The 24,836-nt window shown below is 50.4% G+C and carries 28 protein-coding genes; 25 read left to right on the plus strand and 3 right to left on the minus strand.

Going from position 1 to position 24,836, the window contains the following annotated elements; translation table 11 throughout:
- The first annotated feature begins 9 nt into the window (after positions 1–9).
- From I6L54_RS12600 to I6L54_RS12680, 17 genes are all read left to right on the plus strand, one after another.
- Positions 10–747: a hypothetical protein gene (locus I6L54_RS12600; protein WP_040230854.1), complete on the plus strand. Its 738-nt coding sequence runs from the start codon at positions 10–12 to the stop codon at positions 745–747.
- 56 nt (positions 748–803) lie between these two features.
- Positions 804–2,192 (plus strand): hypothetical protein, encoded by a 1,389-nt coding sequence (locus tag I6L54_RS12605; protein WP_040230855.1) that lies wholly within the window; start codon positions 804–806, stop codon positions 2,190–2,192.
- Positions 2,193–2,195: 3 nt separating this feature from the next.
- Positions 2,196–2,627, plus strand: coding sequence for a hypothetical protein (locus I6L54_RS12610; protein ID WP_040230856.1), 432 nt, complete (start codon positions 2,196–2,198; stop codon positions 2,625–2,627).
- A gap of 11 nt (positions 2,628–2,638) precedes the next feature.
- On the plus strand, positions 2,639–3,721 hold the full coding sequence (locus I6L54_RS12615) for a major capsid protein (RefSeq protein ID WP_040230859.1): 1,083 nt from the start codon (positions 2,639–2,641) through the stop codon (positions 3,719–3,721).
- A 10-nt stretch (positions 3,722–3,731) separates the two neighbouring features.
- Complete coding sequence (locus I6L54_RS12620; protein ID WP_040230861.1) at positions 3,732–3,968, plus strand: hypothetical protein; 237 nt, start codon at positions 3,732–3,734, stop codon at positions 3,966–3,968.
- Between the two features lie 2 nt (positions 3,969–3,970).
- A complete protein-coding gene (locus I6L54_RS12625; protein WP_040230862.1) occupies positions 3,971–4,351 on the plus strand; it encodes a DUF7370 family protein in 381 nt (126 codons plus the stop codon).
- Between the two features lie 173 nt (positions 4,352–4,524).
- Complete coding sequence (locus I6L54_RS12630; RefSeq protein ID WP_040230864.1) at positions 4,525–4,887, plus strand: hypothetical protein; 363 nt, start codon at positions 4,525–4,527, stop codon at positions 4,885–4,887.
- Entirely contained in the window at positions 4,877–5,245 is a 369-nt protein-coding gene (locus I6L54_RS12635; protein WP_040230865.1) for a hypothetical protein, read from the plus strand. Before I6L54_RS12630 ends, I6L54_RS12635 begins: the two co-directional genes overlap by 11 nt.
- A complete protein-coding gene (locus tag I6L54_RS12640; RefSeq protein WP_040230867.1) occupies positions 5,242–5,625 on the plus strand; it encodes a phage tail termination protein in 384 nt (127 codons plus the stop codon). The genes I6L54_RS12635 and I6L54_RS12640 overlap by 4 nt, the downstream gene beginning before the upstream one ends.
- A gap of 62 nt (positions 5,626–5,687) precedes the next feature.
- On the plus strand, positions 5,688–6,431 hold the full coding sequence (locus tag I6L54_RS12645; protein ID WP_040230869.1) for an Ig-like domain-containing protein: 744 nt from the start codon (positions 5,688–5,690) through the stop codon (positions 6,429–6,431).
- Between the two features lie 58 nt (positions 6,432–6,489).
- Positions 6,490–7,161 carry a DUF6246 family protein gene (locus tag I6L54_RS12650; protein WP_040230870.1) on the plus strand — a complete coding sequence of 224 codons (672 nt, stop codon included), beginning with the start codon at positions 6,490–6,492 and terminating at the stop codon, positions 7,159–7,161.
- Between the two features lie 162 nt (positions 7,162–7,323).
- Positions 7,324–8,364 (plus strand): hypothetical protein, encoded by a 1,041-nt coding sequence (locus I6L54_RS12655; RefSeq protein WP_040230871.1) that lies wholly within the window; start codon positions 7,324–7,326, stop codon positions 8,362–8,364.
- A complete protein-coding gene (locus tag I6L54_RS12660; protein WP_040230873.1) occupies positions 8,364–8,888 on the plus strand; it encodes a hypothetical protein in 525 nt (174 codons plus the stop codon). Before I6L54_RS12655 ends, I6L54_RS12660 begins: the two co-directional genes overlap by 1 nt.
- Before the next feature lie 202 nt (positions 8,889–9,090).
- The gene (locus tag I6L54_RS12665) at positions 9,091–9,762 is read left to right on the plus strand and encodes a putative periplasmic lipoprotein (RefSeq protein ID WP_040230874.1); all 672 of its coding nucleotides are present in this window, start codon (positions 9,091–9,093) and stop codon (positions 9,760–9,762) included.
- Between the two features lie 66 nt (positions 9,763–9,828).
- The gene (locus tag I6L54_RS12670; RefSeq protein ID WP_040230877.1) at positions 9,829–13,242 is read left to right on the plus strand and encodes a tape measure protein; all 3,414 of its coding nucleotides are present in this window, start codon (positions 9,829–9,831) and stop codon (positions 13,240–13,242) included.
- Positions 13,242–13,595: a phage tail protein gene (locus tag I6L54_RS12675; RefSeq protein ID WP_040230879.1), complete on the plus strand. Its 354-nt coding sequence runs from the start codon at positions 13,242–13,244 to the stop codon at positions 13,593–13,595. The genes I6L54_RS12670 and I6L54_RS12675 overlap by 1 nt, the downstream gene beginning before the upstream one ends.
- A gap of 10 nt (positions 13,596–13,605) precedes the next feature.
- A complete protein-coding gene (locus I6L54_RS12680) occupies positions 13,606–13,773 on the plus strand; it encodes a hypothetical protein (RefSeq protein ID WP_156135319.1) in 168 nt (55 codons plus the stop codon).
- On the opposite strand, the gene I6L54_RS12685 is transcribed toward I6L54_RS12680, so the two are convergent.
- On the minus strand, positions 13,770–13,946 hold the full coding sequence (locus I6L54_RS12685; protein WP_040230880.1) for a hypothetical protein: 177 nt from the start codon (positions 13,944–13,946) through the stop codon (positions 13,770–13,772). The genes I6L54_RS12680 and I6L54_RS12685 overlap by 4 nt on opposite strands.
- A 109-nt stretch (positions 13,947–14,055) precedes the next feature.
- Here I6L54_RS12685 and I6L54_RS12690 point away from each other — a divergent pair, with 109 nt between their 5' ends.
- From I6L54_RS12690 to I6L54_RS12720, 8 genes are all read left to right on the plus strand, one after another.
- A complete protein-coding gene (locus I6L54_RS12690) occupies positions 14,056–14,760 on the plus strand; it encodes a phage minor tail protein L (protein ID WP_031608852.1) in 705 nt (234 codons plus the stop codon).
- Entirely contained in the window at positions 14,760–15,479 is a 720-nt protein-coding gene (locus I6L54_RS12695; RefSeq protein ID WP_040230882.1) for a C40 family peptidase, read from the plus strand. The genes I6L54_RS12690 and I6L54_RS12695 overlap by 1 nt, the downstream gene beginning before the upstream one ends.
- Positions 15,422–15,949 carry a tail assembly protein gene (locus tag I6L54_RS12700; RefSeq protein ID WP_040230884.1) on the plus strand — a complete coding sequence of 176 codons (528 nt, stop codon included), beginning with the start codon at positions 15,422–15,424 and terminating at the stop codon, positions 15,947–15,949. Before I6L54_RS12695 ends, I6L54_RS12700 begins: the two co-directional genes overlap by 58 nt.
- 9 nt (positions 15,950–15,958) lie before the next feature.
- A complete protein-coding gene (locus I6L54_RS12705; protein WP_040230885.1) occupies positions 15,959–19,105 on the plus strand; it encodes a TipJ family phage tail tip protein in 3,147 nt (1,048 codons plus the stop codon).
- On the plus strand, positions 19,098–19,409 hold the full coding sequence (locus I6L54_RS12710; RefSeq protein WP_040230886.1) for a hypothetical protein: 312 nt from the start codon (positions 19,098–19,100) through the stop codon (positions 19,407–19,409). Before I6L54_RS12705 ends, I6L54_RS12710 begins: the two co-directional genes overlap by 8 nt.
- On the plus strand, positions 19,409–20,101 hold the full coding sequence (locus I6L54_RS12715) for a hypothetical protein (RefSeq protein ID WP_052463724.1): 693 nt from the start codon (positions 19,409–19,411) through the stop codon (positions 20,099–20,101). Before I6L54_RS12710 ends, I6L54_RS12715 begins: the two co-directional genes overlap by 1 nt.
- A gap of 115 nt (positions 20,102–20,216) precedes the next feature.
- Positions 20,217–20,447: a phage exclusion lipoprotein Cor gene (gene cor, locus I6L54_RS24325; protein WP_072041432.1), complete on the plus strand. Its 231-nt coding sequence runs from the start codon at positions 20,217–20,219 to the stop codon at positions 20,445–20,447.
- A 65-nt stretch (positions 20,448–20,512) separates the two neighbouring features.
- Entirely contained in the window at positions 20,513–21,916 is a 1,404-nt protein-coding gene (locus I6L54_RS12720) for a phage tail fiber protein (protein WP_040230889.1), read from the plus strand.
- A 203-nt stretch (positions 21,917–22,119) separates the two neighbouring features.
- Here I6L54_RS12720 and sapB read toward each other — a convergent pair whose 3' ends face one another.
- A complete protein-coding gene (sapB, locus tag I6L54_RS12725; protein ID WP_005126482.1) occupies positions 22,120–23,085 on the minus strand; it encodes a peptide ABC transporter permease SapB in 966 nt (321 codons plus the stop codon).
- Positions 23,082–24,725, minus strand: coding sequence for an ABC transporter substrate-binding protein SapA (sapA, locus tag I6L54_RS12730; protein WP_005126483.1), 1,644 nt, complete (start codon positions 24,723–24,725; stop codon positions 23,082–23,084). Before sapA ends, sapB begins: the two co-directional genes overlap by 4 nt.
- Positions 24,726–24,836 lie beyond the last annotated feature (111 nt).

Genomic DNA, 24,836 nt, shown 5'->3' on the forward strand with positions numbered 1-24,836 from the left:
TTGGGATTTATGGGAAAAGAATTTGGCTTTTTTGTAAAGGTTTTCTCTAAAGAGGAATATCGTAATGATTTCCTCAAAGGGAAGATTTTCATGAACACAATCAAGTTTTTTAAAGAATTTGAAGATGCACATGACGGGAACGTTGGTGACAAACATGAAGCTGTTGGTGGATGGTTCCAGCCTAAGGGTATGAGAATTGTCATTAAGCCTGAGGGTGCTGAACCAATAATCATCACCGAAGAGGATCTTGGCGGACCTATCATCATGAGAATGAATAGGCATGATGCAATCAATGTATTTTGCATTACATTACTCCATTCGCACGGAGTAGGGATAGATGAACCAGTAGACGAAGAAACTATCGAGAAGTTACAAGGTTATTTCACTGTTCCTGACGATCTAGCAAATCTTGGGGAGTATGCTGTTGTTATACCAAAAATCCCTCCTTTTCTGGATAAAATTAGAAATGCCGCAGGTGCATTAATTACTGATAAGCAAGCTTTAAGCTTCAGGGCAGAAAAGGTGAATTATTACGACAAAAATAGTTCTCTATCTCTTACAAACCCCGACGATGCTGTTTTCTACAAACAAAGCGATTACGAGCACCAAAGCGAATTCCGATTCTGTTTAGACAGGGGAAGGGATGTGGCAGAGCCATTTATCCTTGAGGTTGGCGATCTTGAAGGGATTGCGCTGCCATGTTTAACCAATGAAATAAACAGTTTCATAAAGTTTGAAAAGTACTAAAAGAACCCGCTTCGGCGGGTTTTTTATTGCTTGAAATCCACCAATGAGGACCCAGCATGAAACGCAACCGCGTTAACGTGCTGACCGTCGTCAACTCCGCTTCAAACATCACCACTGAAACCATCGACGGCAAGCCACATATTGTGGTTCGCGGCATTACGCCTGTCGTGGACGATATCGTGATGAACCGGAAGTTGTACCCGGCAGCAGAAATCGAAAAAGCCTATAACACGCTTGAGCGTAATCCGATGCCGCTGGGCCACCCTAAGGTGGATGGCAAGCATGTATCGGCGCGTGACGTCCGGGCGGTGAATAACTACCACGTCGGGGCCTGGTTCCAGAACGTTACCCACAACGACGGCAAAGTTAGCGGCGATATGTACGTAGACCGCCAGTTTGCCGAATCCAGCGAGAAGGGTAAGCGCCTCGTTAACCGCCTGGATGAGATGGCGGCCGGGACCAATGTCGACCCGATCCACATCTCCACCGGCCTGCTGTATTCCGGTATCGCCGCCAATGGCGAATCGAAGGGCAAGAAGTACAACGAGATCGCCACCAACATGATGTTTGACCACGTTGCTGTGCTGCTGGACGAACCGGGGGCGGGCACGCCGTCAGAAGGCGTTGGCATCTTCGTTAACGCCGAAGGTGACGATCAGGAAATTGAAGTGGTCAGCCTCGCCGATGGGGCCGATTGCACCCGTGAGGGGCTGCTGAACAAAGCGAAATTCTTCTTCACCAACGCCTCTGCTTTCTCGTTCGACGATATCCAGCGCGCTATCAGCGACAAGCTCCGGGAAGGCCGGACCGATGGCAAATGGCTTTGGCCTGAGTCTGTCTGGCCGGACACCTTCATCTATCGCGATGAAGCGAAATATTTCAAACAGAAGTACCTCATCGATGAAGGCGGTAAAGCCGTGTTCGTCGGCGAACCTGTAGAAGTCGTGCGCAAACCCACTGAGTACGAGATTAAAACCAACGGAGAGAACGATCCGATGAAAGAACTGATTATCAATGCGCTGAAAGCCGCTGGTAAGCCGACTGAAGGCAAGTCCGACGCCGAGCTGATGGACGCTTACAACCAGATGGCCGCCGAGAAGGCAAAGCCCAAAGAGGAAACGCCTGAAGAAAAGGCCGCCCGCGAAAAGGCTGAAAAAGAAGAGCGTGAGCGCGCCAACAACCAGGCAGAAGCCCCAGCATGGTTTAAGCCATTTGCTGACGATCTCGCCGCGGTTAAATCTGGTCTGACCGTTAATGCCGATAAAGAGAAGTCAGAGCAACGCGCTGCGGTGAAAGCCAAGTTCGGCATGACCGATGTCGCCGTGAACGCGCTGGACGGCGAGCCGCTGAAAGAACTGTTTGCTCAGTGCCAGACATCCACCGGCCTGAATGGTGCATTCCGCCAGGCCAATAACACCCAATCAGTCAGCGAAATGCCGGAGTAAAAAATGGCTAAAGATGGAAAACACGTAATTCACGCCGGCGGCGTATTCCCCAACCCACTATTAAACCGCGAAGGTGCAGCTGCGGCGGCTACTAAGCCCGGCATCATCGGTACTTTCGTCGCGGGCAAGTTTACTGCGTCAGTTGATGGTAACGAAAAGGCGATTCTCTATGTCGCCGACTTCGATTATCTGCGCTGTCAGACGGTTGATGATGCAATCCCGGCTAATGAGCTGGTGGTGGGCATTCATCCGATGCAGGGAATGTTCCTGAACGTACGCGCCGCTGCCGGTACGTACAAAAAAGGCCAGCCGCTATCCATCGCTGATGGGCAAGTGAAAGCTGTCGGGGCCGATGAATCCATTCGCGCATTTGTCGAAGAAGACACGGCGTACACCGTTGCTGCAGGCGATCTTCTGCGCGTTGTTATCAAGTAAGGAGCAACTGAATGCTTGTATTTTCCCGTTCTATCGGTGAACGAACCGGTAACCTCGAAGTAAACCAGGCGCAGTTCCGCGAACTGGAGATGGCGCGCAACATGAGCGCCCAAGCCGTGGCCGATTTCATCGCTCGGGCTCGCTTTGGTGAGCAAGGCCAGTTGGATGCTGTGAACGCAGTAGATGATATTCGCCGCATGTATCGCGCGTACGATCAGACCGTTCTGGCTCAGTTCGAGCCGAACACTGAGTTCACACTGTTCAACGACCTGATGCCACTGTCTCGCTCCGTACGACTGGAAGAGTCGGTGTACGAATACGCACGTACCGGCGGTCGTGGCTGGGCTCACACCTCGATGTCAGGCCAGATTGGTGCGGCACTGGATGCTCGCGCGTACAGCTTCGATGGCACAATGGTGCCGGTGCATGACTCCGGCTTTAAATTCCACTGGCGTGATCCAATCTTCAATAAAGGTTCAGCCCTGGCATCGCTGGCTGATGCCCAGCGCAGTTCAGTTGATGACGTTCGCCGCAAAATTGTGGACTACATGTTCAACGGCTTCCGTGACTCTGAGGGCAACTTCGTTACCTTCGACGGTAAAACGTGGAAAGGTCTGAAGAACGATGACCGCGTCGGCCTGGTTGATCTCGGTGCGTCTGGTCTGAACATCAACTTCGCAACCAGCGCTGACCCGGATGCTATCCGTAAAGGTGCTATCGCACTGCGTGACGTTCTGAAACTCCAGAACCATCAGTACGGCCAGCAGACCTGGTACGTATCCAGCGAAATTATGTCGAACTGGGAGCAGTACTTCGATACCCAGAACAAGACCAGGACCGTACTGGATGAAATCCTGAAGCTGTCAGGTATCGCTGCTGTGAAAGAAGATGCTGAGCTCAAAGGTAACCAGATTCTGGTAGTGCCGCTGGCTGCTGGCGTCGTTGCCCCTGTTGTCGGTCAGGCCGTGGGCACCGTTGCAGACCCTCGCCAGTTCTACAACAGCGATTATATCTGGCGCACCTGGGGCGCTGCTGGCCTGATGGTTAAGCAGGATATCAACCTGAAACACGGCGTGCTCTTCGCGAGCAGTTAAGGAGGTTCGAATGGCGCTGGTAAAGGTAATTGGCAATAACCTGTTCACTGGTGCCAACCTCCGAAAGTTGGAGGTTGGTTCAAAGGTGGAAGTTGATCGTGGTACTGCGTACCGTTGGGAGAATGCCGGGTTGGTGGAAATCCTCACTGATGACGATCAGGTGTTTGAGGTGGCCTCGCCGGGCGTTGATGCTGCGGAGCAGCCGGAGCAGCCGGAGGACAACTCCAGCAAGAAGAAGGTTAAATAACCATGGCTGACCCAATCACGGCGACAGACGTGCAGGCGTTCCTCGGTGAGCTGGGTTATTCCATCCCCGCAGCGCTGCTGGACCCGATTCTCTGCGTGGTGAATAAGATTATCCCGTGCCTCGATGGTGCGGGGTATGACGAGTGCACTGCGAAGCTGATCCTGATGTACGCAGCCGCGTTGATGGCGACATCGTCCGGCGCGCGCCGCCTGAAATCACAGGGCGCACCGTCTGGCGCGTCCCGTTCTTTCGATTACGGTACCGATAGCATCACCTGGCTGCGGGAGTCGCTGACTCAGCTCGATACCAGCGGCTGCACCAGTGAACTGCCAATCAGCGCCGGTAACAGTGTCGGGTTCTTCGATGTCGTTGGGGGCTGTTGATGACGTGGACATCCGTTAAGCAAACTTTACCCCGCTCATTCGTACGTGTGTGGGTTCTGACTGACACTGGGCGGGAGACAACCGGCTTTGTTAAGTCTAATGGCGAGTGGCATATCAACTGCCCGCGCATCCGGGCGACAGGCGCGATTGTACTGCAATGGAGGGAATAGGGTATGTCTTCGGTTGCTAACTGGTCCTATACCGCCACAGCGACAATCTGGCGCAAGATGGCAGGTAATGATGAATATGGCGACCCGCGAGGCTATAAACCGCCTGAGCAGATTCTCTGTGACTACGAGGGTGGTCTGTCAAAGCGCATCGGCAGCCTGGGCGCCGAAATCGTCGTGAAGAATACCGTATGGACGGAGTTCGCGCTGGCGTTCGCAGGTGATTACCTGTTGATTGGTGTGTCTACCGAAGCTGACCCGGTTGTCGCCGGTGCCGACGAGGTGCGGCAGGTTATCCGTTACGCCGATACGTTTGAGCGCCTGGCGGATGATTACGCCATTCTGACTGGAGTAGGATATGGGCGCTAAAGTTCGCGGTATCCGCGAGGCTAAGGCCAACCTGAACCGAATTATTCAGGATGTTCGAGGCCGTAAGGTGGTTAGGGCTCTGCAGTCGGCAATGATTATCGGTAGCTCTCAGGCTGCGTTATACACCCCAATCGATACATCTACGTTGCTTAATAGTCAGTACCGTGAAATTAACACCAGTGGCACTCTGGTCACCGGGAGGGTTGGGTACTCGGCTAATTATGCTGTTTATGTTCATGATCCTGATGTACCCCAAGTCTTCCGGCGCTCGACAGCACAGAAAGAGTTTCTGACGGAAGGCTTTGAAGATACCCGGAGTCAGATTGATGCGGTGATTCTCAAGGAGCTTTCGTTATGACCCCCATGATGCATGAGCGGGTGCGCAATATGTTCGGTGATGCCGGGCTTACTGACGGGTTCATGGTGCAGCAGTTGATGTATGACGACCCGGGCGACCTGTCGAAAGCGGTGATGGTATTCAGGCCAAACGGTGGTTCTAATATCAGAACGGACCTTGGCTCTGAGTATCACGTCCTGGTCGATGTCGTCGGTGCGAAAGACAAGCGTAAAGATGCGCTTAATGCCGTTCAGCGTATCGTCGATTACGTCCAGACCAATCCCATGGCTGATGAATGTGTCGGCTACATCCAGAACATGGGCGCAATCCCCGCGCCGGTGCTCACAGAAGAAGGACGAATAGTCTTTCGACTCCAGTTCGCTTGCACCTTCGGCGAATAGCTCCCTCAACCAGACAGACCCGCTTCGGCGGGTTTTCTTTTATGCAAATTAAGGAGTTTCAAATGGCTGATTGCCAGAACTCAAATGAACGCCTGTTTGGCGGCGCTATCGTGCTGGAGGTTGCCGATGGCTGCCCGGACGTTAAACCACTTGAGTCTGAGTGGCTGGCGCTGGCCGCTGGCACGTCTAAGGGCTTCGACTTCAACCCGAACTCTGTTACTTCAGACGCAGATGACGGCGGCGGCTATGTCGAAACCATCATCACGAACAGTGACTTCACTATCAGTTTTGAAGGTGAAGTACGTAAGAAAGACAAGCTGGACCAGTACGGGATCGGCAAGTTCATCACGTACTTTGCTGCGCAGCTGAAGGCTAAGAAGCAGCCCGGTATCTGGGTTCGCATGGACTATGGCCCGGTTGAGTTCATCGGGTACATGAACGTTACAGCGCTCAGCTCTGACGGTGGAACCAATGACATCGTCACGTTCTCCACCGAGTTCAAGGTCGGTGATGCGAGCACGATTGAAGTTAACGAACTGACCGCTATAGCAGTGACAGGTGTGACGCTAACTCCGGCTACCAGCACTGGCGCTGCGGGCGGAACCAGTACGTTTACAGTGAACGTCGCGCCAACAGGCGCAACCAACAAAGGTTTCACCGTTGCATCAACCGATCCAACCAAAGCCACGGCTACGGCCTCCGGTACCGCCGTCACGGTGAACCGCGTCGCCACAGGCAGCGCACAGATCATCATCAACACCGAAGACGGCAACTTTGTGGCCGTGCATACGGTTACCGTTACTTAACGGACATTCCAAAGGGTGGCGTGCTGCCCTTGATAATGACCGTTGCATGGGAAACCACATGACACCACTGAAAGAAATTGGCGAATGCCTGATTGTTGATCGCGAAGCCGACTATTTCTTACGACCATCTTTTGAAGCCATGGTTCGTATTGGTTCGCCGCAGGAGATAGTTAGCGCGTTCCACCATCTTCACAACGATAACGTTACGCCCATGGTTAAAAGAGCTATCGAGACATACGGATACATTCCATCCTGGTTAAGTGAGCACATGTCCGATATTCAATTCTCAAAACCGGCATTCGTAGCTGCTCATACAGTTCTCACCGCATGTTGTGATGATGATATTTCCCCACTTATTGGCTGGTTGGAGCCGGGTAAATCAGGACGGTGGGGATTCGTCTGGCATAAAGGCTCAATTCCAGCATCGAGCATGCTACTTGTTGCGCAGAGCTTAATTACTCACGGCGTTGTCGGTAAAGCCAAGGTTCGCCAGTTGCAGCGACATGAGAAGGGAGAGCGTACGACTGAGTTTAAGGCGTTCGAGTACATCAGTGCAGCACGTAGCCACTTTGGCATGAACCGTGCCGAAGCCTCGAAGTTAACGATGACCGAATTCCAGATGCTGCTGGCGGCGAAATATCCAGACCAGAAAGGATTTACGCGTGAAGAGTACGACGCGGTTGCTGATGACTATATGGCGAAGAAAGCGCGACGATTGGCTAAGATGTAGGTGTTATTTGATTTTATCAATAGGCGATACCTTTTTGCATATCGCATGGTAGTAATGTACTGTGTATTTATACAGTATCTGATGCTGTTCAAATAATCAGGTAACCTTAAAGCCTGTTTAGTATTAAATTAAACCTTTTCCTATTACTCAAGGTTGAGGTTTATGGTTACTGAGCAAGCGACTTTTACGTTTTATCGTGTGAGAAATGCTGGTTTCTATCGTTCTGGTGCTGGATTACCCGATTTTGGATCGTTGGCTGAAATTTTGGTCGATCTTAAAGATTGGGCGGAACCTAAGACGCTTAAGGAAACTAAGACCTTTGAGGCTGATGAAGAACGTTATCCATCCTACTTAGTTGATTCTAAAAGTGTTGGTGAGGATTGGGTCCTGCTTCTATGGAACGAAGTTCCAAGTAATGGTCAACGCATGCCTTCACTTAGTGAAGATGCAAGATTTGGTGCTGAGCCGGAAGTTATAATGAATCCGATTCAGGAAGGTAGCATTCCTGGGTTTGCTACTTATTTTTGGTTTATCTCAGATCAGAATTTGATGGCAACAGTTCGGCTTCATAACAAAGTGACAGCTCAGGGTTCGTTACAGAAGTATATGCAGTGTTTTTTAAAGCAATCTTCGAAGCATGCCAAAGCTGAAGTTGTGGAGCAAGATGATGGTTCGCATGAGGTAAGGGTTAGCCGATACATGCTTGATGTGTCTGATGAGCATGAAGAAAAAAGGGTTTATTTCCCGAGGTTCAATACTGCATTAATCAAAAACCCTGGGAAACATGAAGAAATTAAACAAAAAGTTAATTTCATAAAGAAAATAGAACGAATTATTGAGCTTGATTTAAGCATTGGTCCAGACCTTGATTTGTGGCAGAAAATGCTTGCTAAAATAAGTCTAGGGGCTCAGCACGCAGCCCAACCTTCAACCAAGGTAAGATATACCATATCCCCACATGTCGATTTGGGCGACGTGAACCAAATGATCCAAGAATGGAATGCGGATCCGTCAGAGGTGAATGACTATGGCTTTGTTTTTCAAGGGGAAGCGAACAAAACCTACTGGTTGAGTAATTCTCTGTCTAGGACTCAGTTTGATCTTCGAATCGAAAGGGAAAATGATGAGATTGTAAACCTTCAGTCTCTACTGACTGATCTTAGAAGTAAAAAGGCACTGATTTTGCGAGGTTCAGGACTTTAATGAAAAAAAAAGCGACTCTATTTGCAATTGCATTGGTATTTACTTTAGCAATTTTCGCCGCCGGGTATTTTGGCCGCACAATTGCCTTTGCATTGCAGTGGCCGCTTTTTGAAGCCCTGAGAACTACAGCATCAATAATTTTTGCAGTTGTTGGTGCTTGGTTCGCAATTATTTATCCAGAAAGGCTAAAAAAATCTTTCCGTGGGGGCAACTCTAGTGGAGGAAATGAGGGGATACATCGGTTATTCACGCCGATCGTTCACTCCACAGCAATACTTGCCTTAGTATTGTTGGTGGGAATAATTGCCCCTCTGTTAAAACAATCTGATTGGATTCTGTCACACAAGGAAATATTTCGTGGAATATCATATGGCTTGCTTGTTTTTCTCACATTATGGCAATTACTTACGGTAATTTTGAGTTTAACCGGCCCAGACATATTGAAGCGCTTTACCGCAAAGCAGGATTCTTCTAGGAGAGCCGCTGATTCGGTTGTTAGCCGGAGTAATAGTAAACAGAAATGAATAGATCCAAATCTGGGTTGACCATATTCAGTCACTAACACCCGCCACTCGGCGGCTTTTTGCTAACTACAGCACAGCCATCTATCCCTATCCTAACCGCGGGTTTTCTCGTTGCTTGAGATCAACAAATCAGCTTCTACCGTTGCGATTACCACAAGCCCTGATAGGATTAATCCGAACATTTACACATTCGGATAGGGATATGAAAAATTTCTTAATTCTCGCAAGTACCGTGCTGGTGTTAGCCGGTTGTACGTCACCCAAATATAACTATGTGCCAAAAATCGAAAACTACAGTGAGCCCGCTGTTGGCAGTGTTAACACGGCATCTGTTGGTGATTCTTTGATCAAGCAAGGGGTTAGTCAGGTAGTCGAAGGGCTTAAGGTTACCGCACCTGCAAAGGTTTCATGGGGCTACACGATCACGCCAGGGCTCCTTAAGAAGGTTGGAGAGGATAGCGCTGCTGATTTCTACTATCCGACAGGTGGGGTCGATTCGGCGAATGTTGATAAGGCAGCTCTTGCTGATATGTGGCAAGGGATTATGGTCAAAAAAGCTGACCGTGCGTTGTGCGTTATCACGATTTTTGGTGTGACATCTTGCGAAACCAATATGCCAATTGAAAAGACCAAACTGAATATTAGCGGTGACTCATCCTTCCAGCAGGCTCTGCTTTATAACGGGCGTGTAGGAAATAAAATTAACATAGGTTACCGAGAATTCTCTTCTAACATGGCTCGACCAGCGTTCAACAATGACGTTGAGTATGACCTGTCCGAGTCCAAGCTCATTGGTTATAAAGGTGCTCAGTTTGAAGTGATCGAAGCGAGCAACCAAAGCATTAAATATCGGTTAATTAGCAATTTTAAATAATCCGAACAGCCTTTCTACACAACCAACCTCGCTCCGGCGGGGTTTTTTATTGCCAGGAGAAAGATAATGCCAGCAAATGCAGGTGGGATTTACTACGATATCGAAATGGATGTGCAGGGGGTGATTACAGCGCAAGAGCGAGTAAATCAACGCCTCGATACACTTGAGCGCGGTTTTGATGGCACGACTAAAGCTGTTGGCAACACTGAGCGTTCAATGCTGCGCCTTTCCGGTGTCGCAACCTCCCTCGCTACGGCATTATCTGTGCAACAGGTCTCTGAGTACGCTGATGCATGGGCGACCGTTAACAACAAACTCGCAAACTCCCTGCGCCCTAGCGAGCAATTAGTTGATGTCACGCAGCGTGTATTCGACATTACTCAACAGACTCGCGGCAGCCTGGATGCAACTGCATCGCTCTATGCTCGCCTTGAACGGGCTACCAGAGAATACGGCACAAGCGCACAGGATCTGACGAAACTTACGACGATAATCAACCAGGGTTTTGTTGTTTCTGGCGCCACAGCTCAGGAAGCAGAAAATGCCATTATTCAGCTCTCGCAAGGTCTGGCATCTGGAGCCCTTCGTGGTGAGGAATTTAACTCAGTAAATGAGCAGGGTAACCGTCTAATTGTCGCGTTAGCCGACTCTATGGGCGTAAGCATCGGGCAAATGCGTAGCATGGCTGCTGCCGGTAAGTTGACCACAGACGTAGTGGTTAACGGGCTACTGTCGCAGGGAGCAATGATTGGTGCTGAATTTGCCAACACAACAACCACAATCAGTCAGGCTTTGCAGGTTGCAGGCAATAACATCACCAAATTCTTTGGCGAAAACTCCACGGTAAAAACCGGTACAGCGATTTTCAATGATGCCGTGATCAGCGTAAGTGAGAACATCGGCGCCCTTAGTGCCATCCTGACTGCCGCAGCTGCTGTTATGGGAAGTCGCTATGTTGGCGCACTGACAATGGCTACCGCTGCGAAGGTAAAAGCCGCAGTTGCTGCAAGAAATCAGTCAGCAGCAGAGATGCAGGCGGCGCAAGCCGTTGCAAATAAAGCTGCCGCCGACCTCCGCGCAGCCGCTGTCACAAAAGAACGGGCGCTGGACGAGATCCGCCTTGCGGAGATGATGAAGCAGACAGCGGTTAGTGCGACGAATGCCGCCGCTGCCGAGCAACGCTTGTCTGTCGCCAGGGTAGCGGCTACTGCTGCTGTTGCAAATTACAATCGAGCATTAGTAGCAAGTAACGCAGCTCAAGCGGCAGCATCATCCGGGGCTGGTCTGGCAAGCAGGGCTTTAAGATTGATAGGTGGGGCTGGTGGTGCTGCCATGCTCGCGGCCAGTGCGATTCTATATTTCTCTCAGCGAGCTAAAGAGGCCAGAGACGATGCCAATAACCTGGCGGATAGCGTCAATGAACTGAGCGCTAAGTTCCAGACTATGTCGCATACCGAGTTGGCAGCCACCATTGGCAAGTTAAGCCAGAATCTGCCAACCCTTAGCGACGCAGTAGCCGATGCACAGAAAGAATTTAACGACGCTACAGCTGCTGTTCAGAGGCAAGAAAGGGAGATCGCTAACTGGGGAACGAACACCACTCGAGGCCGTCAGGCTGCTGAAGCATTAGGTGGTGCCCAGGATAAATTAGCGATTGCAACTCTCGATCTTGAGCGTGCTCAGAATCGCCTCAGCCAGACTCAGAACGCTATTAACATCGGACGCGCCACGCTTAATGGCACGATGAGGCAAGGGATTGACCTACTTCGCCGGGATGGTGAGGAAGCTGGTATCACCGCTGGCATGATGGGCAAGCTTGGAGACATGATTAACTTTGCCGCAAAAGCGAAGGAGAAATTCAACTCCAGCAGTTTGATGGTAGAGCGACCGAAAGACGTTCAGGACTACCTTGATAAACTGCAAGACCAGGTGACGCTCCAGAGTGAGCTTAACGATCGTAAGCGTGCGCAGTTGAAGGCTGAGCAGGACATCAGGAAACTTGGTGGAACTGACAATGATGTCAGGCTTGCGAGGGAAAGGGCTGCTGCCGAATACGACGCCCAGCAAGCTCAGCAGAAAGGCAAAAAGGAAACCAAAGACGCCACGTCTGAGGCGAATAAATACGCTAATCAGCAAGAAGCAATCGCCCAAAAACTGGAGAATCTCCGGCAAAAATCGGAGCTGGCCACTGCATCAACCACTGACCTGATCCGTTCTCAAGCAATTTTGGTGGCACAACAATCCCTCGGCAAAGGGGCTACGCAGCAGCAAACTCAACTCGCAGGGCAGTATGCTGCAAAAGCATGGGATGCCGCTGCCGCCGCGAAGGGGGTAGCTGAAGCCCTCAAAGCTATTCCCGAGGAAGCAGAGAACAAATCTTACAGTGAATCCATGGACAATCTGAAGGCGGCGCTAACTGCCGGTAAGATTGACCAGAAGGAATACTATACAGCGACCGAGAAATTGGCGCTGGAGCACAAGAACAACCTGGCGAAAATTAATGCTCAAGCGGTTGTTAACCCGGTAGCGTCAGCTCGTGCAGAGGTTGACCCAGTTCAGCAACTTGCGAACCAGAACAACCAGAAGCTGGCGCTTATGCAGCAGTATCAGCAGCAGGAGCAGTCGGTATTGCTACAATCCTATAAAAATGGACAGATGTCGTATACCCAGTACATCGCCGCTAAGCAGGAGACGGATTCACAATATCTGGCACTTCGAAACGCGCAAGAAACTGAGTATGAACAGGCACGCATCGCAGCGCAGTGGGAAATTTTCCGCAACCAGAGTCAGGCCAATGAGTTGCTGGCATCTTCTCTGGAAGGCCTGCAGAGCGGAGCGACTAATGCTCTGACCGGTCTCATTAGTGGAACCCAAAGTCTTCAGGAGGCATTTGCCAACATCGGCACGACAATACTCAACAGCGTTGTTGGTAGTCTGGTGCAGATGGGGATCGAGTGGGTTAAGAGCCAGTTAATGGGTCAGGCCGCAGCCGCCGCATCACTGGCATCGACAATGGCTCAGGCAACAGCCGCTGCTTCTGCATGGGCGCCAGCAGCGATGAGCGCCTCTATTGCCACATACGGCAGTGCGGCGGCGGTTGGTCAGGCTGCGTATGCTGGTTCATTACTGGCGGCCAAGGGAATGGCGGTCGCTGGCGCTCGTTACAACGGAGGTCCAGTCGATGCCGGTTCTATGTATCGCGTTGGTGAGGGTGGGAAGCCTGAAATCTTCAAGGCATCGAACGGCAGCCAGTACATGATCCCCGGCGACAACGGGAAGGTGATTAGCAACAGGGATATGCAGGGCGGTGGCGGTGGTAGCAGCGTCGTACAGCACATCAAATTCGAAATTAATACTACTGGCGGCATCGATCAGGCCACGATAAAACAGATGGAATCCATGATGAAGCGGGTTGCTTTGTTCCAGATAAATGATCAGGCAAATCGCCCTAACGGCATGATCCAGCCGAGGAGAAAATAATGCCGGAAACATTCACCTGGTCTCCTCAGAAGGCCTACACCGTTGAGAACACACCTAACGTAGCCGTCGTCAAACTCGGCGACGGCTACGAACAGCGGCAGACTAAGGGGATTAATCCCCTGATGTCGAAATACTCCCTGACGTTCAAGGGAGTCGATGACAGCAAATGCAATAAGCCTAACGCTGCGCGTGAAGCCGAAGCATTTCTGATAGCACGTATGGCCGTCGAGTCGTTTTACTGGACGCCCTCGAGCACGGGAACGCAGGCGCTGTTTGTCTGCCGGTCATGGAGTATGACAAAGACGGGGCCGCTGTTTGAACTAACGGCCACGTTTGAACAAGTGCCACGATAAGGGGATTATTATGAAGTTTACCGAACTACCTGATCATGTAATTGAAGCTGCGGCAAAAACGCTTTCTCGCGAACTTGAAGGGGTATCGACGTGGGAAGATGATAAACGAACGGAAAAGGCCAAAGCTGTAGCCGAATCCGTTCGTGATAGTTTTATCAGGCTTTGCGAGGGGAATTAACTGCTTTCATTATCCTTACTTTTAAAATGCTTCACAGCCTGGTCATACATATCCAGAAGACTAGAAATATTCCCGCTGGAGTAAACGGGTACTCTTTGGGCTCTAATCATTTCAATCAATAATGCATACGCTGATTCTTCCGGTGAGTCTTTTGGGTTTATCAGTCCAGACATAAAACCTCCTTTTATGTTGAAGCCTCAGCCTAACCCCTCTTTATTTTTTTTCACATCCTGACAAATGATCAGTAGCCGCCGTCGAGCGGCTTTTTTATGGGAGTTTGCCGTGCGCGACATACCAGCAAATTTAATTATCGACAGTGTAGACGCCGGAGTAGGCGCATTCATCGATTTGTTTGAAGCTGACCTGCAGCCCTTTGGTGGTGACCTTATCCGGTTTCATTCCGGCACAAATGGCTATTACGGTAACGTTATCTGGAAAGGCAACCAGTACCAGGCGTACCCGATAGCAGTGGAAGGATTCGAGTCAAAGAACGAAGGCACATATGCCCGCCCGTCAATGGCGGTGGCGAACGTTACCGGTTTGCTTACGGGCATCAACCATGACTTTGATGACATGCTGGGCGTGGTTATTACCCGGCGTCAGGTTCCGGTGAAATATCTGGACGCGGTGAACTTCCCGAACGGTAACCCTGATGCCGACCCAACTCAGGAGGCTGTTTCCCGCTACGTCGTTGAAGAGATGACGGAAGAGACGTTCGAGCAGGTGACCTACACGCTGGCGACACCGATTGACTGCGATAACGCCATTATCCCGGCTCGCACTATTCTCGCCGACGTGTGCCAGTGGCAGTATCGCGGCGTCGGGTGTGGATATGACGGGCCTCCCGTTGCAGATGAGCGCGACAATCCAACCACGGATCCGGCGAAAGACAAGTGCTCTCACCGCCGTAGCGGCTGCCGCTTCCGTTATCCGCGACCGGAACCAATGCCAATCAGCAGTTTCCCCGGCTCTCAGAAGGTTTCCTGATGCAAGAGTTACTCGAATATGCGGCATCGTCGCAGAATGAGGTGTGCGGTTTAATCCTGAATGATGATCGACTGTTCCGCTGCAGGAATGTGCACCCCGAGCCGGACAAGCATTTCCGCATAAGTGATGATGAATGGCTTGCAGCCGAGGAAGCGGGAGATGTCGTGGCGGTATTCCACTCGCACCCACAAAACGTACCGTTCCTGTCTGGCGCTGATCGCCAGATGCAAGGGGTTACAGGGCTTTCGTGGTGGCTGGCATGCGGCGGAATAATTCGAAAATACAGGCCAGTGCCATTCCTTCTGGGGCGTAAGTTCGAGCATGGCGTTATGGACTGCTACACCCTGTTCAGAGATGCATATCATCTGTGCGGCATTGACCTGCCGAACTTTGAACGTGCGAATGGTTGGTGGTTACGTGGTGAAAACCTCTACCTGAAAAACATGCCGCTCAATGGCTTTCACCAGGTATCGCCAGGTGAGGCGCAACCAGGCGACGTCATTATCAGGCAACCATTCCCCGGTGCTGACCCTTGCCACGCAATGATTCACCTCGATAACAACATGGTGCTTCACCACGACCACGCGGGACACCTGAGCCGGAGAGAACCAATGCGCCCGGCATACGTTAAGCAGATACATTCCATATGGAGACACGAACAGTGCTCATCTTTAAATTTGCGGGCAATTTACGCCGATTTTACCGCCAGGTCCCTCTGAACGTTGATACGCCAGCGCAGGGATTGCGGTTACTCCTTTCCCAGAATCACGAATTTAAAAAAGCATTTCTCAGTTCCCGGATCAGGATGCGTGTTGCAGGTGATGAGGTGACAGAAGATTCCGTGCAGTGGCATATGGACAGAAATCTTAAAAACGGTTCTACAGTGTTGTTCGTGCCGGTAATTGAGGGGGCTATTTCGGGAACTGTCGCTCTTGTTGCCACTCTGGTCATCGCCGCTGCATCTGTTGCGTACTCTATTTACATGGCCCGCAACATGAAAACTAAAACGTCAGCAGAATCGGCAGAGAATAACACGCTGACCAACAACTCATTTACCAGCGCAGAAAACCGCGTCGGGCAAGGGCGACCGGTTCCAATTCTTCTCGGGGAAATGGAGGTCGGCTCGAACGTCATTTCTCTCGGCATTGACACAAGTAACAATCAGGACTGGACAGAATCAATCAGCTAAGGTGGCGCTATGTCTTCAGGCGGCGGTAAAGCATCGACCCCGAAACTCCTCGACGATAACCTCAAATCAAAACAATTTTACCGGGTACTCGACCTTATCAGTGAAGGTCCGATTTACGGGCCGGTTGATCAGTCACATCTGTCTTCATTCAGGCTGAACAAAACGCGGGTTACTGACGCTAACGGAAACGTCAGCGTTAACGGCGTCAGCGTAGCATGGAGGCCGGGATCTGAAACGCAGTCGCCAATTAATGGCTTCTCTGCAATCGAAGCAACAACCATCGTTAATACGGAAGTCAACTACGATACACCGCTGGTACGCACCATTACAGACCAGGATGTAACCCGCGTTCGTTTTAATGTCGGTACAACCGGGCTGGTGGAGCAGGACATCAAAGGAAACCAGAAAAACACCTCAGTAACTATGGTCATCGAGTCCCGAACCGGTTCAACCGGATGGGTTATCGAAAAAAACGTTACTATAGGCCCAGGGAAAATTTCCGGCGAGTATCTTGAAGCGCACCTGATTGATGCGCCAGAAATCAAACCGTTCGATATTCGTGTCAGACGCATTACACCGGACAGCACCAGTGATTTGCTGTCAAACGGCACCATCTGGAATAGCTACAGCGAGATCACCGACGATAACCTGAACTATCCGTTCTCTGCTATTGCGGGGGCGGTTATCGACCGTGACCAGTACACCGACACTCCGAGCAGGACATACCATCTTCGCGGACTGATTGTGGACGTTCCTGATAATTACGACCCGATCGCCAGAACCTATTCAGGGTTGTGGACTGGCGGATTCAAAAAAGCGTGGACTAACAATCCGGCCTGGTTGTTTCGTGAACTGGCGAAGAATACCCGTTTTGGCCTGGCGAAACGTGCCGGTTATATCGATGTAGATGACGGCGCGCTCTATGTTCTCTCACGGTATTGCGATCAACTTGTTAATGACGGCTACGGCGGTCAGGAACCAAGAATGACGCTGAATGCTTATATTACCGAACAGGCGAGTGCGCGTGACATTCTTGACAAGATAGCGAGCATGTTTCGCGGCATTGCGCTGTGGGACGGGATGCGCCTGTCTGTCATGCTTGACGCGCCACAGGATCCGATTGCGACAATTACAAATGCTAACGTGGTTGATGGCGAGTTCAAACGTAGCTCCGTGAAGCGTTCAGAGAAATACAATGCAGTTGTTGTATCCTGGACTGACCCGGATAACGGCTGGGAGCAGGTAAAAGAGTATGTTTCCGACGATGAGATGATCGCCCGCGGTAACTACAACGAAACCACTCTGGAAGCATTCGGCTGTACCTCACGCGGTCAGGCATGGCGAGCAGGAAAATGGCTGCTGGAAACCGCAAAGCGCGAGAGCAGCAGGCTGTCGTTCCAGATGGCGCGCGATGCTATCCACTTCACACCGGGTGACATCGTTGAAATCATGGATAACAACTATGCTGGTGCGCGTCTTGGTGGCCGCATTATGTCGCATGCGGGTAACAAGATCACTGTTGATGCGGTTGATTCGGCTCTGATATCAGAAGGCGACACCATGTCGATCATGGGCGGTGACGGCAGGTTCATTAAGTATGAGATTGTCAGCATTGCGGACAATATAGTGACGCTGAAAACAACGCCAGCATGGGTTCGTGACGGCACTGTATTTGCTATTTCTACCCGCAACGTTTCTACCAGACTTTTCCGCATTCTGAGCGTTGCAGAGACGGATAACAATTCAGTCTACAGCATTACTGCATCACAGCATGATCGGAACAAACAGGCCATTGTTGATGAAGGTGCTGTGTTTGATGTTCCCAACGATACGCTGAACGGTTACCGCGTGCCGAACGTGGAGAACCTGCGCATCATCAACACCAACTCTGAGACTGTCCAGGTCACGGCTACGTGGGAGACGGCAACTACCACCAAAAAGCTGGTGTTTGAGTTATACGTGTATACCGACGACGGCAAAGTGGTCACTCAGTACGAAACAGACCAGTTCCGCTATGAGTTTTTCGGTCTGAATGCTGGTAGCTACACGCTGGGTGTTCGCGGTCGCAATGAAAACGGAATGAAAGGAGCTGAGACGCAAATCAGTATGGTCATCGGTGCACCACCTGCGCCATCCAGTGTTATCTGGACGCCTGGCCTGTTCTCTGCAGACCTGGTTCCTGTTATGCGCATTACTGCAACGACAGACACTTCGTTTGAATTCTGGTTCTCCGGGCAAAATCAGATCGTCAATCCGGCAGACATTGAAGACCAGACTCAGTTCCTAGGGCGCTCTAACCAGTGGACGCTTCATGGTCTACAGGCAGATAAAACGTATTACGTTTATGTTCGTACCAGGAATGCTTTCGGGGTGTCTGAATTTGTTGAAGCATCCGGGCAGGCGTCATCTGATATTCCAGGGATGATAGAGTTTATTGATGAGCAAATACGAGAGTCAGATGCGTTTAAAAATGTTCAGGAGGGTGTTGATACTAATCTGGAAGGTATCATGTCAAATGCGCTGGCAAACCACGGAACCGTGGAACACCAGTGGGCTCAGTATGGGGAGGTCCGGGCTGATATATTGGTTGTAAAAACTACGGTAGCTACTGCTGAAAAGGGATTAGCTGATTTATCTACCTATGTTCAGGCGCAAATTGGCCCGAACGGAGAGTTAACGGCAGCGGTAAATGAAAAGCTTACTGCCCAGGTTGAAGATAATGGTAATGCTAAAGCGTCATATACTCTTAATCTTGGCATTAAAAGAAATGATGTTCTGTATGACGCTGGTTTCGGTATATCCATTGAGCCTTCAGGAGGCACCTATAAATCGACGGTGGTTTTTGCTGCTGATCAGTTTGGTATTTATTCAGGAAGTGACCCTGGTAATTATAAGGCTGCATTCCTGACATCTAATGGTCAGGTATTTATTAACGATGCGTTTATTCAGAACGCCAGTATCACCAGTGCGAAAATTGCGGATGCTGCGATTACTAACGGAAAAATCTCAGGCGCATTCTGGTCTACGGGATATAAAATTGCAAATCAGGGCGGTTGGTGTCTGTCTAAGGCTGATAACAACCTGTCATTTACTGGCCCCAGCGGGCGACTGCTGGTACAGCTGGGGCATATTACCGGAGTAGCGCCTAATGTCTGATTTTGGTTTTGACTGCTGGCATGAAGACGGATCATCAGCAAACTTTGGTATTAAACCAATATCAATCATCGGAACGATAAAGCTGAGTGCCGGCCAGACGTCAGGTGCATATTCGTTCAACGTGCCGACAGGGAAGAGGCTCGGATATATGCTGGGTCTGGCAAAAACTATAGCGTATGTAGAGGGGCGCCGAACAATAACCGTTTCAGGCAATAGTATTGTAATTGGCGCAGGCACTGATAACTCTCTGAACCAGCCTCAGGCAAATGAGAGCTATGTTTTGGTTTTTCTGGAAAATGCATAATGGCTGACAGATATGGTGCGTTATTATCGTTGAAAAGCGGCGAAACATTTATCACCCCCCAGTCAGTACCGGTTTGTCTGTATTCACAGCAGACGTTTTCGTCAGTATCGAATGGTGCTCTACATTATATTGAGCAACTGGTTAATATACCTGATGCAACACAACCTGTTATCCCGTTTGTTCTGACATCCCGTCAGGCCGCGTGTGCTGTCTGGATTGAATCAAACGGACAACTGGCTGTACGGGCCTATGAGATACTGAATACCGCATTTACCCTGACAGTCTATTTATTCACTATATTCCCTCAGCCCATGCCTAATCCTCCGTATGGGCTGGCTGTCTGGGACGACCAGACGGGGAATCTGGTTATTACTCATGAATCGAAAATCCTGACGGACGTGGTAACTGTCGGAACAATCGGGGCAAATGGAGGCATTTATATTGACGAGAGCAGAGCGGGTAAATGGGCAATTATCCCGGATGTTGCAGGTCAGCAGGTATGGCGAATAGCTGGCGGTGGACCGGGCGGTCAGCTCTGGCCTGTGCCGGTTACTTTTACAGCCGTATATAACGGGGCCAGCACCCGAATTTATACCGCTGCCACTCAGGGAATTCCGTCTGGTAGCGCGGAGCCAATGGCCCCTGTAAATGCAGGTAACACAGTTATTGCAGTTGAAGTTTCAAAATATTGAATACCTGTACGATCGTTTTAAACGATCAATGTGTTTTAAATGATCTGTTAAATCTATTATCTATTGTTGCCCGCTATTGATATTTTGAATATGAATAACTACAGCGAGTAACAATATGAGAATTATATTAATCGTTCTTGCATTTTTATCATTAACTGCATGTTCCGGTACTCTCGAAAAGAAATTACCCTTATGTTCAGCAACGGCGATGATCGGCAATCAGGAAACAGAAGTGTCCATTTACGGGATCCGTAAAGTTGCAAACCAGACACAATATCAGGCCGGTTATCCGTTTAACTGGAGGTGGGTCAGCATAACGAACTTCACCAGTACAACGTGTCAGTAACCTAATTATCAATGACTAACCCTGCTACGGCAGGGTTTTTTATTATCTGAATTCAGGAGAAATCCATGTCAGCAGGAACACTCACCCTGACGAATAATTCTGCCCAGGTGTCAGGGGCAGGAACTGCATTTAGCACCGAACTGTCGGCCGGTGATTTTATTGTTGTGACCGTGGGAGGCACATCCTACACAAGACCCGTGCTGGCGGTTAACAGCGATACATCACTGACGCTCATCAGTAATTACTTTGGGCCAACACAATCAGGTGTTGCCTGGAACGCGGTCCCACGGGTAGCCCTGAATATGGTAACCGCCGCGCTGGTGACACAGAGTGAAGAGGCGCTTCGCGGCCTGAATTACGACAAGCAGAACTGGCAGCAGGTATTCAGCGGTACCGGAACAATTACCGTCAGATTACCTGACGGTACCAGCTTTTCCGGACCAGCCTGGAACAGTATCGCGAGCCTGGTGGATAAGAAAGCTGACAAAACGGACCTGGATAAAAAGGCAGATAAGACGGCTCTTGATGATTACGCTAAAAAAGGTGCTAACAGTGACATCACCAGCCTCAGCGGGTTAACAACGCCTTTAAGTGTCACTCAGGGTGGTACGGGGGGCAACAGTCCCGAGTCAGCCCGCCAGAGTCTGTCTGCCACGACAAACCGACAGTTAACAGACGGTAGCGGTGGTAGCTGGTATGCCTCGTTTACATCCAGACGAGACTTCGCCATGTTCAGCTGGGGAGATACGATCAACATCGGTCCCTGGGATGCTCCGGCAAAGTACAGTACCGTCAATTTCTTCCCGTCAACAGCAGATAATATTGGAACAGCGCTGGCCAGTAGCTGGGGTTCAGATAATGAATATTATCTGAACTCAAAGCGATCCGATAAAACGTCTTATGAGCAGTGGAAAGGCTGGTCAAGACTATGGCATTCAAGAAACACAACCGTAGATTCTAACGGTTTCATCAAGCGATCATCCCCGGTAGTTAAGGTTTTCTCAGATGGACAATATGAAACCAATGAGGAATCAGAAGGGTGTGTTGTTACACGCCTGTCTGCAGGGGAATACCTGATAAGTGGGTGCACAGGTCTGAATGCTGATGCAGCGTGGGGCGGGGTTGATGGTGGTTTTGAAATACCTGTTGATCGCAATAAGCAGCCGCGTATCTGGCTGGATTACACGGTTAATGCTGACGGAACGGTGCTGATCAAAACCTATCACCGGGTTCACGCATCATCGCCATCATTTGCCCGAAACAGAATAGGAAACACAGACGAACACGGTGTGTTTACGGAAACGGTGACCGATGGCGAGCCAGTAGACATACCAACAGATGCGTTTGTCTCAGTGCGTGTGCAGATGCCATCAGACAGTATCTGGAACAGGAGTAATGGCGATGCGATGACGGCAATGAAAAACACTGAACTGGAGCTTGAACAAATTCAGCAGGAGCCTCAGCAATAGGTAGTTGCCGCAGCGCGTCGTATGCAATGAAGGAATAACAATAGGAATGGAGTTGATAGCTCCAGCAATCACTAAAAATTGCATTGCCGGAGCAAACAGGAAAAATAATGTGTACATTTTTGTGTATTAAAATCAGTAAATTCACGAAATGTAATTTTCTAATTTACTGATTTTTATGATTTTATTTGCATTATTTATAAGTGCTATCGTAAGGCATACCATTCCTTATGTTTCAGAGGGTTAGCCATAGCACCCAAAATATCAGAGATGACGTTAACGATAATAACCAGGGAGCCAATCACCATCACTCCCGCCGAAATAGCGGCATAGTCTTGCTGGCGAATCGCGTTAATCAACCAGCGTCCCAGCCCTGGCCAGCTAAAGACCATCTCGGTGATCATCGCCAGCGTCAGCATGGTGGAAAACTGTAATCCAAGACGAGGAATGACCGGCGGCAGGGCGTTGTGCAGTACGTGGCGACGCAGAATGGTGAAGCGTGACAAACCGCGCGTGGCTGCCGCTTTGACATAGTTCTGATCGAAGACCTCAATGGTGCTGATGCGCATCAGGCGAATGACCTCCGTGGTGGGCGCGACGGAAAGCGTCAATACCGGAAGCACCATATGACGGATTGCGCTGACCAACATTTCGTCGCGCCAGGGGGAGTCAGAGATCCACGCATCAATAATGGCGAAACCGGTCACTGGTTTTACTTCGTAAAGTAAATCGAAGCGTCCCGAAACGGGTAACCAGCCGAGAGTCAGTGAGAAGAGGAGTGTCAGCAGCAGCGCCAGCCAAAAAACGGGAATGGAAAACCCCATCAGAGCCAATGCGCTGATGCAGCGATCCTGCCATTTATTGCGTGTGATGCCGGCCAGCATGCCGATGGGGATCCCGACCATCAGCGCAAACCCAAAGGCAAGAATACACAGCTCCATCGTGGCTGGGAAAACCTCTTTCAGCTGTTCTGAGATTAACTGGCCGTTAATACTGGAAACGCCAAAATCCCAGTGAATCAGACCGTTGAACCAGAATATCCAGGCGTTCCACAGCGATGCGCCTTGTAACGGCGCATGGGGGGTGAAGTAGCTCAGGCTGAACCCAATGAATGTCAGGAAGAACAGGGTGACCAGCAGCAATAAAAAGCGACGCAGGGTGAAGATAATCATGGTTTTTTCACCTCATCAGTCTTTTCCCTGGAAACCCCGGCAAAGGAAGCATTCCCGAACGGACTTAGCACCAGACCTTTGATGTCATAGCGGTAAGCCTGTAGACGCAATGATGAGGCCAACGGCAGGATCGGCAACTCTTGCGCCAGGATATGTTGTGCTTCGTCATAGGCGTCAATACGCGAGGAGAGCTGCTGCGAAGACAGCGCTTTGCGTAATATGCTGTCGAACTGCGGATTGCACCAGTGCGCGAAGTTAGTCTGTGAGTTGATGGCGGCACAACTGAGCAGCGGTCGGAAAAAGCTGTCAGGATCGTTACTGTCCGTCGCCCAACCGGACAACGTCAGATCATGGTTCATATCCATTAATCGCGCCTCCTGAAAACGACCTTCAACCGGGATGATCTTCACTTTCACACCCACCTGCGCCATATCTGCCTGGATCAGTTCCGCTGTTTTCAGCGGACTCGGGTTCCAGGCCTGAGAGCTGGTCGGTACCCACAGTTGCAACGTCAGATTCTCAAGTCCCAGTGCTTTTAGCTGCTCACGGGATTTAGCCGGGTTGTATTCAGTAATCTTAGCTTCGTTGTCATAAGCCCACGAGGCGCGGGGCAAAATAGATGCTGCAGTTTCTGCCGTACCGTAGTAGATAGACTGCATCAGACGCTGGTTGTTAATGGCCAACGCCAGCGCATGCCGCACTGCGGGGTTATCCAGCGGCGGTTTATTGGTGTTGAATGCCAGATAGGCAATGTTCATTCCAGGACGCAGCGTCAGGCGCAGACGTGGGTCATCACGTAATATGGTGAGCTGACTGGCCGCGGGCCAGGCCAGAACGTCGCACTCCCCGGTCAGGAGCTTTGATAACCGTCCGGTGCCGCCTGAACCGAGATCCACAACGATCTGTGGCATCAGGGGGGTGCCGCGCCAGAATTTTTCGTGACGTTGTAGACGAATATATTGTCCCGCGCGGTTTTCTGAAAGCAGGAACGGTCCGGTGCCGACGGGCTGTCTGTCGAGTAATTCCTGGCGATCCTGTTTGGCCAGTTGTGTGGCATATTCAGCCGACATTACGGAGGCATAGTGTGTAGCCAGATGCCACAGGAAGGAGGCATCTGGCTGAGTCAGGCGAAATTCAACCGTATTGTTATCCAGCTTGCGCACGCTTTGCACGTTGTCAGCGAATTGCAGGCTATCGAAGTAGGGAAAGCTGTTGCCATTGACGTTGTGCCACGGATGGTGGCGGTCAAATATGCGCTCGAAGGTAAATACCACATCATCTGCATTTAGCTTACGGGTAGGCTTAAACCAGGCCGTCTTTTGAAACGAGACGTCGCGGCGCAAGTGGAAACGGTAGGTTGCACCGTTGTCCAGCACTTCCCAGCTCTCAGCCAGTTCTGGCACCAGTCGGTAGGTGTATGGGTCCACATCAAGCAGCCGGTCATAGAGTTGGGCAGCCAGAGTGTCGACAATCAGGCCGCTGCTCGCCTTCTGTGGGTTGAATGTATTGACTTGCCCGCTGACGCAATAGACAAAGCCGCTGTCACGAATATCAACGTGCGTGGTCTGCAGAGGCGCGGCAACAGCCTGACCACTCAGAAGTCCAGCCATCACGATCAGAGTTGATAAAACCAGGCGCATAATTTTAAGGGACTATGAATAAAGAAGCTATCTTACTAATATTTAATGACATTCGCCATTACCGTTTGAGTTTGGGGGCAACCACACAGTTAGTTGCAAATTCAACGTTGC

The organism is Citrobacter pasteurii, from assembly GCF_019047765.1.
Lineage (GTDB): Bacteria > Pseudomonadota > Gammaproteobacteria > Enterobacterales > Enterobacteriaceae > Citrobacter > Citrobacter pasteurii.

Excerpts from the sequence above, each read along its gene's own strand:
- I6L54_RS12600 (WP_040230854.1), top strand. The coding sequence starts at position 10 with ATGGGAAAAGAATTTGGCTTTTTTGTAAAGGTTTTCTCTAAAGAGGAA.
- I6L54_RS12605 (WP_040230855.1), top strand. The coding sequence starts at position 804 with ATGAAACGCAACCGCGTTAACGTGCTGACCGTCGTCAACTCCGCTTCA.
- I6L54_RS12610 (WP_040230856.1), top strand. The coding sequence starts at position 2,196 with ATGGCTAAAGATGGAAAACACGTAATTCACGCCGGCGGCGTATTCCCC.
- I6L54_RS12615 (WP_040230859.1), top strand. The coding sequence starts at position 2,639 with ATGCTTGTATTTTCCCGTTCTATCGGTGAACGAACCGGTAACCTCGAA.
- I6L54_RS12620 (WP_040230861.1), top strand. The coding sequence starts at position 3,732 with ATGGCGCTGGTAAAGGTAATTGGCAATAACCTGTTCACTGGTGCCAAC.
- I6L54_RS12625 (WP_040230862.1), top strand. The coding sequence starts at position 3,971 with ATGGCTGACCCAATCACGGCGACAGACGTGCAGGCGTTCCTCGGTGAG.
- I6L54_RS12630 (WP_040230864.1), top strand. The coding sequence starts at position 4,525 with ATGTCTTCGGTTGCTAACTGGTCCTATACCGCCACAGCGACAATCTGG.
- I6L54_RS12635 (WP_040230865.1), top strand. The coding sequence starts at position 4,877 with ATGGGCGCTAAAGTTCGCGGTATCCGCGAGGCTAAGGCCAACCTGAAC.
- I6L54_RS12640 (WP_040230867.1), top strand. The coding sequence starts at position 5,242 with ATGACCCCCATGATGCATGAGCGGGTGCGCAATATGTTCGGTGATGCC.
- I6L54_RS12645 (WP_040230869.1), top strand. The coding sequence starts at position 5,688 with ATGGCTGATTGCCAGAACTCAAATGAACGCCTGTTTGGCGGCGCTATC.
- I6L54_RS12650 (WP_040230870.1), top strand. The coding sequence starts at position 6,490 with ATGACACCACTGAAAGAAATTGGCGAATGCCTGATTGTTGATCGCGAA.
- I6L54_RS12655 (WP_040230871.1), top strand. The coding sequence starts at position 7,324 with ATGGTTACTGAGCAAGCGACTTTTACGTTTTATCGTGTGAGAAATGCT.
- I6L54_RS12660 (WP_040230873.1), top strand. The coding sequence starts at position 8,364 with ATGAAAAAAAAAGCGACTCTATTTGCAATTGCATTGGTATTTACTTTA.
- I6L54_RS12665 (WP_040230874.1), top strand. The coding sequence starts at position 9,091 with ATGAAAAATTTCTTAATTCTCGCAAGTACCGTGCTGGTGTTAGCCGGT.
- I6L54_RS12670 (WP_040230877.1), top strand. The coding sequence starts at position 9,829 with ATGCCAGCAAATGCAGGTGGGATTTACTACGATATCGAAATGGATGTG.
- I6L54_RS12675 (WP_040230879.1), top strand. The coding sequence starts at position 13,242 with ATGCCGGAAACATTCACCTGGTCTCCTCAGAAGGCCTACACCGTTGAG.
- I6L54_RS12680 (WP_156135319.1), top strand. The coding sequence starts at position 13,606 with ATGAAGTTTACCGAACTACCTGATCATGTAATTGAAGCTGCGGCAAAA.
- I6L54_RS12685 (WP_040230880.1), bottom strand. The coding sequence starts at position 13,946 with ATGTCTGGACTGATAAACCCAAAAGACTCACCGGAAGAATCAGCGTAT.
- I6L54_RS12695 (WP_040230882.1), top strand. The coding sequence starts at position 14,760 with ATGCAAGAGTTACTCGAATATGCGGCATCGTCGCAGAATGAGGTGTGC.
- I6L54_RS12705 (WP_040230885.1), top strand. The coding sequence starts at position 15,959 with ATGTCTTCAGGCGGCGGTAAAGCATCGACCCCGAAACTCCTCGACGAT.
- I6L54_RS12710 (WP_040230886.1), top strand. The coding sequence starts at position 19,098 with ATGTCTGATTTTGGTTTTGACTGCTGGCATGAAGACGGATCATCAGCA.
- I6L54_RS12715 (WP_052463724.1), top strand. The coding sequence starts at position 19,409 with ATGGCTGACAGATATGGTGCGTTATTATCGTTGAAAAGCGGCGAAACA.
- cor (WP_072041432.1), top strand. The coding sequence starts at position 20,217 with ATGAGAATTATATTAATCGTTCTTGCATTTTTATCATTAACTGCATGT.
- I6L54_RS12720 (WP_040230889.1), top strand. The coding sequence starts at position 20,513 with ATGTCAGCAGGAACACTCACCCTGACGAATAATTCTGCCCAGGTGTCA.
- sapB (WP_005126482.1), bottom strand. The coding sequence starts at position 23,085 with ATGATTATCTTCACCCTGCGTCGCTTTTTATTGCTGCTGGTCACCCTG.
- sapA (WP_005126483.1), bottom strand. The coding sequence starts at position 24,725 with ATGCGCCTGGTTTTATCAACTCTGATCGTGATGGCTGGACTTCTGAGT.